Source organism: Streptomyces flavofungini (genome assembly GCF_041028215.1).
GTDB lineage: Bacteria > Actinomycetota > Actinomycetes > Streptomycetales > Streptomycetaceae > Streptomyces > Streptomyces flavofungini_B.
The window spans coordinates 1-12,669 of the sequence record NZ_JASKYR010000160.1 but is presented as its reverse complement, the minus strand read 5'-3'; the positions used below and the strand labels follow the sequence as shown (position 1 = coordinate 12,669).

The 12,669-nt window shown below is 70.7% G+C and carries 10 protein-coding genes and 1 riboswitch; of the genes, 4 read left to right on the top strand and 6 right to left on the bottom strand.

Annotated features, from left to right (window positions below):
* The 4 genes from AB8Z36_RS13790 to AB8Z36_RS13775 all read right to left on the bottom strand — a co-directional run.
* The coding region (locus AB8Z36_RS13790; RefSeq protein WP_369213566.1) for a GntR family transcriptional regulator at positions 1-481 on the bottom strand (481 nt) is incomplete at its 3' end.
* A gap of 193 nt (positions 482-674) precedes the next feature.
* Complete coding sequence (locus tag AB8Z36_RS13785) at positions 675-1,478, bottom strand: M23 family metallopeptidase (RefSeq protein ID WP_369213565.1); 804 nt, start codon at positions 1,476-1,478, stop codon at positions 675-677.
* Positions 1,479-1,491: 13 nt separating this feature from the next.
* Positions 1,492-1,653: riboswitch (cyclic di-AMP (ydaO/yuaA leader) on the bottom strand.
* Positions 1,654-1,912: 259 nt separating this feature from the next.
* Entirely contained in the window at positions 1,913-3,298 is a 1,386-nt protein-coding gene (locus tag AB8Z36_RS13780; protein WP_369213564.1) for a M16 family metallopeptidase, read from the bottom strand.
* Complete coding sequence (locus AB8Z36_RS13775; RefSeq protein ID WP_369213563.1) at positions 3,295-4,662, bottom strand: M16 family metallopeptidase; 1,368 nt, start codon at positions 4,660-4,662, stop codon at positions 3,295-3,297. Before AB8Z36_RS13775 ends, AB8Z36_RS13780 begins: the two co-directional genes overlap by 4 nt.
* 248 nt (positions 4,663-4,910) lie before the next feature.
* Between AB8Z36_RS13775 and AB8Z36_RS13770 the strand changes: the two genes are divergently transcribed.
* Positions 4,911-7,364 (top strand): DNA gyrase/topoisomerase IV subunit A, encoded by a 2,454-nt coding sequence (locus tag AB8Z36_RS13770; RefSeq protein WP_369213562.1) that lies wholly within the window; start codon positions 4,911-4,913, stop codon positions 7,362-7,364.
* An 85-nt stretch (positions 7,365-7,449) separates the two neighbouring features.
* On the opposite strand, the gene AB8Z36_RS13765 is transcribed toward AB8Z36_RS13770, so the two are convergent.
* The gene (locus AB8Z36_RS13765) at positions 7,450-8,553 is read right to left on the bottom strand and encodes a CobW family GTP-binding protein (RefSeq protein ID WP_369213561.1); all 1,104 of its coding nucleotides are present in this window, start codon (positions 8,551-8,553) and stop codon (positions 7,450-7,452) included.
* A 378-nt stretch (positions 8,554-8,931) separates the two neighbouring features.
* Between AB8Z36_RS13765 and AB8Z36_RS13760 the strand changes: the two genes are divergently transcribed.
* Both AB8Z36_RS13760 and AB8Z36_RS13755 read left to right on the top strand, forming a co-directional pair.
* Positions 8,932-9,495 (top strand): DUF6082 family protein, encoded by a 564-nt coding sequence (locus AB8Z36_RS13760; RefSeq protein ID WP_369213560.1) that lies wholly within the window; start codon positions 8,932-8,934, stop codon positions 9,493-9,495.
* A gap of 356 nt (positions 9,496-9,851) precedes the next feature.
* Complete coding sequence (locus AB8Z36_RS13755) at positions 9,852-10,091, top strand: hypothetical protein (protein WP_369213559.1); 240 nt, start codon at positions 9,852-9,854, stop codon at positions 10,089-10,091.
* 37 nt (positions 10,092-10,128) lie between these two features.
* Here AB8Z36_RS13755 and AB8Z36_RS13750 read toward each other — a convergent pair whose 3' ends face one another.
* Positions 10,129-11,328: a citrate synthase/methylcitrate synthase gene (locus AB8Z36_RS13750; RefSeq protein WP_369213558.1), complete on the bottom strand. Its 1,200-nt coding sequence runs from the start codon at positions 11,326-11,328 to the stop codon at positions 10,129-10,131.
* Between the two features lie 122 nt (positions 11,329-11,450).
* Here AB8Z36_RS13750 and AB8Z36_RS13745 point away from each other — a divergent pair.
* The coding region (locus AB8Z36_RS13745; protein ID WP_369213557.1) for a citrate synthase at positions 11,451-12,669 on the top strand (1,219 nt) is incomplete at its 3' end.

Below are 12,669 nucleotides of genomic sequence, written 5' to 3'. Positions count from 1 at the left end.
CGACGGCGTAGACCCAGGCGATCTTGTGCCGGAGCTGGGTGAGCAGCGCGATCAGCCCGGGGTTGCCGGACGCCTGGGCGAGCGTCTCGTGGAACCAGCCGTCCAGCGAGCGCAGATCCTCCCCCTGGCCCTTCCTGGCGCGCTCCTGGCCCACCCTGACGAGGCCGCGCAGGACCTTGAGGTGGGCGTCGGTGCGGCGGTGGGCCGCGCGCGCCGCGGCCAGCGGTTCGAGCAGCCGGCGGACCTCCAGGAGGTCGGCGGCCTCCTGCTCCGTGGGCTCGGCGACGCACGCGCCCGCGTGCCTGCGCGTGACGACGAATCCCTCGGCCTCCAGGGTGCGCAGGGCCTCGCGCACCGGGACGCGGGAGACGCCGTACCGGCGCGCGAGGAGATCCTCGGTGAGCCGCCCGCCTCTTCTGTGGACGCCGGAGACGATGTCGTCCCGTATGGCCGTGCATACAGAGTGCGCGGGAATGCGCATGAACGGACCTCCGCCTTTTCCGCGCGCGACGCGGTCGATTGACGTTCCTTCCGTGACTCTATTGCAGGAAGTCGAATCTGCCGACGGGGGGCCGGAATTCATGGATATCTTTTGGCCAGCCGGTGGCCAGGACCACGAAAGCCCCGGCTCTTGGCGAGCCGGGGCTTTCGGTACAGCGGTCGGGGGGCGCCGGTCAGACGCCGACACCGTGTCCGCGGAGGTAGGCGATCGGGTCGATGTCCGATCCGTACTGCTCGCCGGTGCGGGCCTCGAAGTGCAGGTGCGGGCCGCTGGAGTTGCCCGTGGAGCCGGAGAGGCCGATCTGCTGGCCCGGGGTGACCGTCTGGCCGACGGTGACGCCGAGGGAGGACATGTGGCCGTACTGGGTGTACGTGCCGTCGTTCATCTTGATGACGACGTTGTTGCCGTAGGCACCGCCCCAGCCCGCCTCGACCACGGTGCCCGCGCCGACGGCGTGCACCGAGGTGCCGGAGGCGGCGTGGAAGTCGATGCCGGTGTGGCTGCCGGAGGACCACATGGCGCCGCCGGTCTGGTAGCCGGTGGAGACGTAGGAGCCGGAGATCGGAGCGACGTAGGTGTTCAGTCGCTTGCGCTCGGCCGCGCGGGCGGCGCGCTCCTTCTCCTCGTGCTCCTTCTTGGCCTTCGCCTTGGCCTCGGCCTCGGCCTTGCGCTTCTCCTCGGCGGCCTTCTTCTTGGCCGCCTCTTCGGCCTTCTTGGCGGCGGCGGCATCGTCGGCGGCCTGGCGCTGCGCGGCGGCCTGCGCGTCGATGCTCGCGGCGAGCGAGTCGCCCACGGAGATCGCCTGGGTGAGCCCGGTGTGCTCCATGGCCGCGTCGTCGGCGGCGGCGAGCGCGGGAGCGGCCAGGCCTCCGATGACTCCGGTGGTGGTGATCGCGGCCACCCCGGCGACGTTCGCGGTGGTGCGCGTGAGGCGGCTCGGGCGACGGTGCTTCCCGGTGGCACGGGTGAACGCCATGTGGCGGTTGATCCTTTCCTTCCTTCTCGCCTACCGGGTTAGCTGACGGGTTCGGAGCAGGAAGGTCTCCTACGAGTCCCTCGCCTCGCGGCAAGGTTCCCGATTCACCCCAAGGGACGTGTGGGTCCCCGGCTCCCCTGGCTCGCGCCGTACGGGGACTCGGCGATGACTGCCCGGTGCCGCGGCTGCGGCGTACTGCGTGGCGGACAGCCGGACTGAAGCTAAACGTGTCGCCTTTCGTACGACAAACAGATCGCCGCTTTTGTAGCGCACGCCACACGGCAGACAGGCAACCTCCGTAGCAATTCGGACATATGAGGACCCCGGTGGTCCAAACCGCCACCGGGGTCCCGATATGTCCTGACTCCCACTCAGCCCGCACGGGCCCGGCTCAGCCCTCAGGGGCCTCCCTCGGACCTCGCGCGGGCGCCCGCTCAGCCGGAGACGACGCTCACGTCGCCGATGCCGAGGGCCCTGACGGGCTCCTCGATGCGCGCGGCGTCGCCGACGAGGATCGTCACCAGGTGGTCCTCCGGGAAGGCGCTCACGACGGCCGCGGTGGCCTCCACGGTGCCGGTGGCGGCCAGCTTGCGGTAGAGCTGCGCCTGGAAGTCGTCCGGCAGGTTCTGCTCGACCTGGTCGGCGAGCGTGGCCGCCACGGAGGCCGCCATCTCGTACTTGAGCGGGGCGACGCCCACCAGGTTCTGCACGGCGACGTCGCGCTCGGCGTCGGTCAGGCCCTCCGCGGCGAGCGTGCGCAGCACCGTCCAGAGGTCCTCAAGGGCGGGGCCCGTCGACTCCGTGTCGACCGATCCGCTGATGGCGAGCATCGCGGCGCCCGTGCCGTCCGGCGCCGAGCGCAGGACCTGGCCGAAGGCGCGCACTCCGTAGGTGTAGCCCTTCTCCTCCCGCAGGACGCGGTCCAGGCGGGAGGTGAGGGTGCCGCCCAGGCAGTACGTGCCGAGGACCTGGGCGGGCCAGACGCGGTCGTGCCGGTCCGGGCCGATGCGGCCGATCAGGAGCTGCGTCTGGACGGCGCCGGGGCGGTCGACGATGACCACGCGGCCGGTGTCGTCGGCGGTCACGGCCGGTACGGGACGCGGCTCGGCCGTACTGCCCGTCCAGGTGCCGACGGTGTCGCCGAGGACCTGGTCCAGGTCGACGCCCTCCAGGTCGCCGACGACGACCAGGGTGGCCGCCGCGGGACGGACGTGCTTCTCGTAGAAGGCGCGCACCGCCGCCGAGTCGATGGCGGTGACCGTCTCCTCGGTGCCCTGGCGCGGGCGCGACATGCGCGATCCGGCGGGGAAGAGCTGCTTGGAGAGCTCCTTGGCGGCGCGGCGCGCCGGGTTGGCGGCCTCGTGCGGGATCTCGTCCAGGCGGTTGCGCACCAGGCGCTCGATCTCGCTGTCCGCGAAGGCGGGGGCGCGCAGGGCGTCCGAGAGCAGCCCGAGCGCCTTGGGGAGGCGGGAGACGGGCACTTCGAGGGAGACGCGGACGCCGGGGTGGTCGGCGTGCGCGTCCATGGTGGCGCCGCAGCGGTCGAGCTCGGCGGCGAACTCCTCCGCGGAGTGCTTGTCCGTGCCTTCGTTGAAGGCCCTCGCCATGATCGTGGCGACGCCGTCGAGGCCCTCGGGCTCGGCCTCGAGCGGGGCCTCCAGGTGCACCTCGACCGCGACGACCTGCTGGCCGGGGCGGTTGCAGCGCAGCACGGTCAGGCCGTTGGGCAGGGCGCCGCGCTCGGGCGCGGGGAAGGCCCACGGCTTCGCGGTGCCGGGCTGTGGCTGCGGATGGAACTGCATGGTCGCGGCCTCGGTCACTTCGCCGCCTCCTCTTCCTCGTCGGTCTCGTCGGCGGCGGTCGCGTCGGCGCCCTCCGCCGCGGGCGTGGGCTCGTAGACGAGCACCGCGCGGTTGTCGGGCCGCAGGCGGGCCTTGGCGACCTCCTGGACCTCCTCGGCGGTGACATCGAGGACGCGCCCGACGGCGGTGAGGGCGAGCTGCGGGTCACCGAAGAGGACCGCGTACCTGCACAGTTCGTCCGCGCGGCCCGCGACCGTGCCGAGCCGGTCGAGCCACTCGCGCTCCAACTGCGCCTGGGCGCGCTCCATCTCCTCCGGGGTGGGGCCCTCCGCGGCGAAGCGGGCCAGTTCCTCGTCGACGGCGGCCTCGATGACCGGGACCTCGACATCGCCGGAGGTCTTCACGTCGAGCCAGCCGAGCGAGGGCGCTCCGGCGAGCCGCAGCAGGCCGAACCCGGCGGCGACGGCGGTGCGGTCCCGGCGGACCAGCCGGTTGTAGAGCCGCGAGGACTCGCCGCTGCCCAGGACGGTCAGGGCGAGGTCGGCCGCGTCGCACGCGCGCGTGCCGTCCTCCGGCAGCCGGTAGGCGGCCATCAGGGCGCGGGCGGGGACCTCCTCCTCGACGACCTCGCGCAGCTCCTTGCCGATCCGCTCGGGCAGGGAGCCGTCACGCGGCGGCTGCTTGCCGTCGTGCGAGGGGATGGACCCGAAGTACTTCTCGACCCAGGCCAGCGTCTGCTCCGGGTCGATGTCGCCGACGACCGAGAGCACGGCGTTGTTCGGCGCGTAGTACGTGCGGAAGAACTGGCGCGCGTCCTCCAGGGTGGCCGCGTCCAGGTCGGCCATGGAGCCGATCGGCGTGTGGTGGTAGGGGTGGCCCTCCGGGTACGACAGCGCGGTCAGCTTCTCGAAGGCGGTGCCGTAGGGAACGTTGTCGTAGCGCTGGCGGCGCTCGTTCTTGACGACGTCCCGCTGGTTCTCCATCGACTCCTCGTCGAGGGCGGAGAGCAGCGAGCCCATCCGGTCGGCCTCCAGCCACAGGGCCAGTTCCAGCTGGTGGGCGGGCATCGTCTCGAAGTAGTTCGTGCGCTCGAAGCTCGTCGTGCCGTTGAGCGAGCCGCCCGCGCCCTGGACCAGCTCGAAGTGGCCGTTGTTCGAGACCTGCTTCGAACCCTGGAACATGAGGTGCTCGAAAAGGTGAGCGAGGCCGGTTCGCCCCTTGACCTCGTGGCGCGAGCCGACGTCGTACCAGAGGCACACCGCGGCGACCGGGGTCAGGTGGTCCTCGGAGAGCACCACGCGCAGGCCATTGGCCAGCCGGTGCTCGGTCGCTGTCAGGCCGCCGGAGCCGGCCTCGGCTGTGGCCGTGTGACCCATGGGCATGTACGTCCCTTCGATCGCTGGAATCCGCGGATTCACTGTCGGTGGAGCAGTCGGTGGAGCAGAGGTCTTACTGAGAGTCCCGCCACTGTATGCAGCGCGCCGACACCTCACGAAGTTCCCGGTCCGCTCACGGCGTAGTCGCCTCCGACGCCGCCGAGGCACGGGTCGTGGTCGGCGATGTCAGTGGGACAGTCCACAATGGTCGGCGTCAGAACCCGCACTTGCTTGGTGAAGGAGCCGCAGCAGCGATGGCCCGCCGCAGCACGAAGACCCCGCCGCCCGACGAGTCGTTCGAGGAGAGGATCCTCGACATCGACGTCGTCGACGAGATGCAGGGCTCCTTCCTCGAGTACGCGTATTCGGTCATCTACTCCCGCGCCCTGCCGGACGCCCGAGACGGCATGAAGCCGGTGCACCGCAGGATCGTGTATCAGATGAACGAGATGGGCCTCCGCCCGGACCGCGGCTATGTGAAGTGCGCCCGCGTCGTCGGCGAGGTCATGGGTAAGTTGCACCCCCATGGCGACGCGTCGATCTATGACGCGCTGGTCCGCATGGCCCAGCCCTTCTCGATGCGCCTGCCCCTGGTGGACGGCCACGGCAACTTCGGCTCGCTCGGCAACGACGACCCGCCGGCCGCGATGCGGTACACCGAGTGCCGGATGGCCGACGCCACGAGCCTCATGACGGAGTCGATCGACGAGGACACGGTCGACTTCGAGCCGAACTACGACGGCCAGGAGATGGAGCCCTCCGCCCTCCCGGCGGCCTACCCGAACCTCCTGGTCAACGGCGCCTCGGGCATCGCCGTCGGCATGGCGACGAATATGCCGCCGCACAATCTCGGCGAGGTCATCGCCGCCGCGCGCCATCTGATCAGGCACCCGGGCGCCGACCTCGAGACGCTCATGAAGTACGTGCCGGGCCCCGACCTGCCCACGGGCGGCAAGATCGTCGGCCTGACCGGCATCAGGGACGCCTACGAATCGGGCCGCGGCAGCTTCAAGATCCGCGCCACGGTCACCGTGGAGAACGTGACGGCGCGCCGCAAGGGTCTCGTCGTCACCGAACTGCCCTTCTCCGTGGGACCCGAGAAGGTCATCTCCAAGATCAAGGACCTGGTCGGCTCCAAGAAGCTCCAGGGCATCGCCGACGTCAAGGACCTCACCGACCGCGCGCACGGCCTGCGCCTGGTCATCGAGATCAAGAACGGCTTCGTCCCGGAAGCCGTCCTGGAACAGCTCTACAAACTGACGCCGATGGAGGAGTCCTTCGGCATCAACAACGTGGCGCTGGTCGACGGCCAGCCCCTCACCCTCGGTCTCAAGGAACTCCTCGAGGTCTATCTCGACCACCGTTTCAACGTGGTGCGCCGGCGCAGCGAGTTCCGCCGCGGCAAGAAGCGCGACCGCCTGCACCTGGTCGAGGGCCTCCTGGTCGCACTCCTGGACATCGACGAGGTCATCCGCCTCATCCGCTCCAGCGAGAACTCCGCGCAGGCCAAGGAGCGCCTGATCGAGCGCTTCTCGCTGAGCGACATCCAGACGCAGTACATCCTGGACACCCCGCTGCGCCGCCTGACCAAGTTCGACCGCATCGAGCTCGAGTCCGAGCGCGACAAGCTCAACGGCGAGATCGACGAGCTGACCGGGATCCTGGACTCCGATGCGGAGCTCCGCAAGCTGGTCTCCTCCGAACTGGCCTCGGTGGCCAAGAAGTTCGGCACCGACCGGCGCACGGTCCTCCTGGAGTCGGCGGGCACCCCCGCCGCCACGGTCTCGCTCCAGGTCGCCGACGACCCCTGCCGCGTGCTCCTGTCGTCCACGGGCCTGCTGGCCCGCACGGCCAACGGCGACCCCTTCGGCGAGGGCGGCGGCAAGCGCGTCAAGCACGACGTGATCGTCTCGGCGGTGCCCGCCACCGCGCGCGGCGAGGTCGGCGCCGTCACCTCCGAGGGACGGCTCCTGCGCCTGTCCGTGGTGGACCTTCCGCAGCTCCCGGAGACGATGGGCGCACCCAGCCTCTCCGGAGGCGCGCCCGTCTCCGAGCTGCTCCCGCTGGAGAAGGACGAGAAGCTCATCTGCCTGATGACCCTCGACGAGTCCTCGCCCGGCCTGGCACTCGGCACCGAGCAGGGCGTGGTCAAGCGGGTGGTGCCCGACTACCCCTCGAACAAGGAGGAGCTCGAGGTCATCACCCTGAAGGACGGCGACCGGATCGTCGGCGCGGCCGAGCTGCGCACCGGCGAGGAGGACCTGGTCTTCATCACCGACGACGCCCAGCTCCTGCGCTACCAGGCCTCCCAGGTGCGTCCCCAGGGCCGTCCCGCGGGCGGCATGACGGGCGTGAAGCTGACGGCCGGGGCGAAGGTGATCTCCTTCACGGCGGTCGACCCCGCGGTGGACGCGGTCGTCTTCACGGTGGCGGGATCGCGCGGCACCCTTGACGACTCCGTCCAGACCACGGCGAAGCTCACGCCGTTCGACCAGTATCCACGCAAGGGCCGCGCCACGGGCGGTGTGCGCGTCCAGCGGTTCCTCAAGGGCGAGGACTGCCTGAGCTTCGCCTGGGCGGGCCCGACACCCCCGCACGCGGCGCAGCGCAACGGCACTCCGGCCACGCTCCCGGAGATCGACCCGCGCCGCGACGGCTCGGGCGTCTCCCTGGCGAAGCCGGTGGCGGCGGTGGCGGGACCGGTGTAGCCCGCCGCTCCCGGCCCGCCGCTCCCGGTCCGCCGCGCCCTCGTCGGCGCGGCGCTGTTCCGCCGGGTCGGGCGGCGGCGCGGCGCTACTCCGCCGGGTCTGCCTCCTGCACGTAGCGCAGTACGCCCCACATGCCCTGTTCATCGGCGGTGTGCGGGGCGTCGGCGCGACAGGCCTCAAGGTCCTTCTCCAGGCCCGCCACGTCGATGCCGGACCCGATGAGCACGAGCTGGGTCAGCCGCGGCTCGTCCGGCCCCCAGGGCTCCGGGTAGAACCGCAGGAACCTCCCGACGGCGTGCACGGCGTACCGGTTCCGCGGATCGGACGCGCCGAAATCGACGTACCCCTTGATGCGGTACAGCCCCTCGGCCCTGCTGTCGAGCAGCGCCATCAGCGGACGCGGCCCGAGCGGCACCTCCGAGGTGAAGGAGAGGCTCTCGTAGGCGGCGTGCAGGTGACGTCCGTGGTCGGCGTGGCCGACTGGGTGGGCCTGGTGGGAGCAGCCGTCCTCGGCGTCATCTCCCTCGCCGTCGTCCGCTTCGTCGTCGCGCAGGTCGTCGAAGGAGAGCTGCCCGACCCGCTCCCCCACGGGCGCCCGGTCGAAGAACAGCTCCACGTCGACGCGCCCGTAGGAGGCGGCGACCACGGCCGCGCGCCCGGCCAGAGCGCGGACGACGTCGAGCAGGCGCTCACGGTCGGCGTCCGGCACCCGGTCGGTCTTGTTGACGACGACGAGATCGGCGATCCCCAGATGCCGGTCCACCTCGGGGTGCCGCTCCCGGGTCGCGTCGAACTCGGCGGCGTCGACGACCTCGACGAGCCCTCCGTAGACGATGTGCGGGTTCTCGCTGGCGAGCAGCATCCTGACGAGCTCCTGCGGCTCGGCGAGCCCGCTGGCCTCGATGACGATGACGTCGATCCGGGCCGCGGGACGGGCGAGCCGCTCCAGGTACTCGTCGAGCTCACTGGCGTCCACGGCGCAGCACAGACACCCGTTGCCCAGCGAGACGGTGGAGTCCCCGAGCTGTCCGGCGACGGACATGGCGTCGATCTCGATGGACCCGAAGTCGTTGACGATGGCCCCGATGCGGGTGCCGCCGCTGCGGTGCAGCAGGTGGTTGAGCAGGGTGGTCTTGCCGGAGCCGAGGAACCCGGCGAGGACGACGACGGGAATCTGCCGCTTGTTCACTACCGTGGACTCCTCGCACCGATGCGGGTACGGACACCCGTACGGACATCGGTGAATTCTGTACGACGCATAAGACGGGCCCCAGGATATGCGCGGCCCGGGAGCCGTGTGGATGCGCGTGGAGAAGCGGCGTCACATGCGCGTGGAGGGGCCGCGAAGTGAACGGTTGTTAGCGGCGCTCGCGGGGCACACACTGGGCACGGCGTCGAATCGTGCGACCACCGCATCCTTCTGTGCGCCTCCTCTCCGCCTCCCCGCCGATCAGAGCCGCTCGGCACCCTGGGAGACGGCAAGCGCACCGCCCACCGCTCGCCGGTCCGCTTTCTGTCGACCCGCACCCCGACGACCGGCGTACGGTCGCCTGAATCGGGGGTTGACATGCTCACTATAAGGATCGCCGCCGGAAGTCTCCGGCCCGCCGTCGCGGCCGGGGTCGGCCTCGTGGCGGGAGCCATCGGTGTTCTGACCGCGCAGCGCCACACGATCGAAACCCTGCGCGTCCGGCTCGAACACCTGGAACACACCGCGCACAGCCAGCACGACACCAATCTCGCGATGCAACAACGCCTGCACTGGGAACTCCTGAGCAAGGCAATGGACGACCAGGATCTTGCCGAGGTCCTGAACACCTACGCGGAAGACGTCACCCCGCAACGTCACCGCCAGTACCTCTTCGCCAATGCCCTCTACACGAATCTGCTGTTCTACCACCGCGTCGGAAATATCGACCGCGACGAGTTCTTCGGGTTCGTGCGCGGAATCTTCCAGAACCCCATCGTGCGGGAGTACTGGAATGCGGGCAGGCACCACAGGGCCACGATCGCCGACGCCTCCGACGAGGCCGAACTCGGACACTTGGTGGACGACCTCCTGATGCAACTGGAGGAGGCCGACATCGACGAATGGTGGGTCATCGGCGAGCCGCCGAGCAGAGAGCCCTGAGACGCGAAAGCCGCAGCCCGCCGGGGTCGCGCGCGACGGCGGCACGCTTCCCCCGCCATGCGTCACCACCACTACGCCACCGTTGTGCCACCGCCGTGCCGCCGCGCTCCCCCGCCGCACCTGCCGCTTCCGCGCGTCGCGTCTCATCCGCCCGCGCCTATCACGCGGACGGGTGAGAAACCACGAGAAGCGTCGATCGTTCACTTAATGCCAACTTGGGCTGCTTGACTGCGCGGACCGCGCAAGAAATCGCCCCACCCAGAACCGACGCTCAACGCCGCCGGTCGAGGCACGCCCACAAGGACGCCCGGTCAGTCTCAGTGCAAGCGCGTCAAATTGAGACCAAAGGGAGAAAAGTGAGCCACATCATCCGTCGGATCGGCGCCTCTCCACGCGCGCGAGGCAGCGTATCCGGACAGAACTGCCCGGATATCTTTGAATTGTCCGACGGAGATTTCGCGGTGATCGGAACGGATGCCACCGCGAAACTCGATGCCGAACTCCCCTCAGACGCGTCCCGAGGCGACTACGAGCGCATCGTCATCGTCACCAGGGAAACACTCCTGCGCGCCAAGGCCGACATCCCCGACAGCTGATCCCGAGCCACCTCGCATCCGCCCGGCGGCGTGCTTTCTACGCCGCCGAAGCCGGTGGCACGACGACCGGCGGCTCCACCCCCACATACCGCGCCGCCGGGCGGATGATCTTCGAATCACGCGCCTGCTCCAGGATGTTGGCCCCCCAGCCCACCACCCGCGCGCAGGCGAACGTCGGCGTGAACATCTCGCGCGGCAGCCCGCACAGCTCCATGACGACGCCCGCGTAGAACTCCACGTTCGTGTGCAGCTCCCGCCCCGGCTTCAGTTCGGCGAGGATCGCCTCGACCCGGCGCTCGACCTCCACGGCGAACTCCACCAGGTCACCCCCGAACTGCCGCGCGATCCCCCGCAGCATCCGCGAACGCGGGTCCTCCGTGCGGTACACCGGGTGCCCGAAGCCCATGATGCGGTCGCCCGCCAGGACCCGTTCGCGGATCCAGCCGTCGATGCGGTCGGCGGTGCCGATCGCGTCGAGGGTGTCCAGGGCCCGGCTCGGCGCACCGCCGTGCAGCGGGCCGGACAGCGCGCCGACCGCACCCACCAGACAGGCCGCCACGTCCGCGCCGGTCGAGGTGATGACCCGGGCCGTGAACGTCGAGGCGTTGAACCCGTGGTCAATGGTTGAGATCAAGTACTGCTCGATCGCCCGCGTACGCACCGCGTCCGGCTCGGCACCCGTGAGCATGTAGAGGTAGTTCGCGGCGTACGACAGGTCCTCGCGCGGTTCGACGGGTTCGAGCCCCTGGCCGAGCCGGTACAGCGCGGTGAGCAGCGTCGGCACGACGGCGGAGGTGGCCAGGGCGTCCGCCCGGCGGCGGTCGTCGTCGATGTCGTATACCGGGCGCAGCCCCTGCGACGCCCCGAAGAGCGACAGCGCGGTGCGCAGCCCGGACAGCGGGCCCGAGAGCACACCGGCGCGCGCGATGGCGGGCAGGGCCTCACGCACCCCGGCGGAGAGGTGCCGCAGCGAGGCGGTGCGAGCGGCGAAGGCTGCGCTCTGCCCGGCGTCCGGCAGCTCGCCGTGGAACATCAGGTACCAAACGTCCTCGAAGCTGCGGTTCTCCGCGAGCTCGACGGCCGAGTACTGGCGGTAGTGGTAGAAGCCCTCGTATCCCCGCACGTCCCCGAGCCGGGTCTCGGTGACGACGACACCCGCGAGTCCTCGTGGGACCTCGACGGGGCCGGTGGGGACGGCGGGGACGGCGGGGACGGCGGCGGAGCCATTGATCGGCATGTTCTTCCTCGACTTTCCTCCCTGGACTTGATTTGACTGTCCATGCTTGACTAAGGCGCTGTCAATATTGATTGGATCAATATGCGCATCCACATGTCGTGGGTGCCGATACGGTGACGCCCATGACGGAGCAAGGAACCGCGCCCGAGGGTCGGCGGCTGAGCACCAAAGAGGCCGCCGAACTGCTCGGCGTGAAGCCCGAGACCGTGTACGCCTACGTGAGCCGCGGCCAACTCAGCAGCCGCCGCGGCCCGGGCTCCCGGGGCAGCACGTTCGACCCGGGAGAGGTCGAGGCGCTGGCCCGCAGAAACCGCCGTGAGCCCGCGGCGTCGACCACGGGCGACCAGCTCTCCGTACGCACCCGCATCACGCTCATCGACGGTGACCGCTACTACTTCCGCGGGGTCGACGCCGTACGGCTCGCACTGGACCACTCCTACGAAGAGGTGGCCGAGTGGCTGTGGACCGGCGTCCTGCGTCCGGGCGTCGCCTTCACCGCCCCCGGGGAGACCGCCACCGCCGCCCGCAGGGCCGTCGACGCGCTGCCCGAGCACAGCGGGCCCACCGACCGGCTCCGCGTGGCCGCCATCTCCGCCGCCGCGGCGGACCCGCTCCGCTTCGACCTCTCCGCGGAGGCGGTCATCGGCACCGGACGCACGTTGATCCCGACCCTCGTGGCCGCGCTCCCGCCGGTACCGTCGGGCCGCCACGACGACGGCCCGCTGGCCCATCGCCTGTGGACGAGGTTGACCGGCGTCAAGCCCGACGAGGTCTCGCTGCACATCCTGGACACCGCCCTCGCCCTGCTCGTCGACCACGACCTGGCCGCATCCACCCTGGCCGTCCGGGTCGCCGCTTCGGCACGCGCCCACCCCTACGCGGCCGTGTCGGCGGGGCTCGGCGTCCTTGAGGGCCCGCTGCACGGCGCGGCCAGCGGCATGGCCCACCGCATGCTCCTGGACGTGCTCGATCGCGGCAGCGCGGCCCCCGTCGTGGCCGACGAACTCCGCGCGGGCCGTCGCGTACCCGGCCTCGGGCACCGCCTCTACACCGGCGAGGACCCGCGCGCGCAGGCGCTGTTCACCCTCCTGGAGAACAAGCCCAAGGCGGCCGCCGCACTCGCCGCCGCCCGGGACGTCGTGGCCACCACCGCCCGCCACACCGACCTGCGGGCCAATGTCGACCTGGCGCTCGCCGTCTTCACGGCCTCCTCCGGGATGCCCGCCGAGGCAGGCGAGACGATCTTCGCGGTGGCCCGTACGGCGGGCTGGATCGCGCACGCCCTGGAGGAGTACGACGAACGCCCCCTGCGCATGCGCCCCAGCGGCCAGTACGTGGGAC

Bases quoted from the DNA above. Each gene is read 5' to 3' on its own strand.
- AB8Z36_RS13760 (WP_369213560.1), top strand. From the start codon at position 8,932: ATGCTCACTATAAGGATCGCCGCCGGAAGTCTCCGGCCCGCCGTCGCG.
- AB8Z36_RS13775 (WP_369213563.1), bottom strand. From the start codon at position 4,662: ATGCCCATGGGTCACACGGCCACAGCCGAGGCCGGCTCCGGCGGCCTG.
- AB8Z36_RS13750 (WP_369213558.1), bottom strand. From the start codon at position 11,328: ATGCCGATCAATGGCTCCGCCGCCGTCCCCGCCGTCCCCGCCGTCCCC.
- AB8Z36_RS13770 (WP_369213562.1), top strand. From the start codon at position 4,911: ATGGCCCGCCGCAGCACGAAGACCCCGCCGCCCGACGAGTCGTTCGAG.
- AB8Z36_RS13785 (WP_369213565.1), bottom strand. From the start codon at position 1,478: ATGGCGTTCACCCGTGCCACCGGGAAGCACCGTCGCCCGAGCCGCCTC.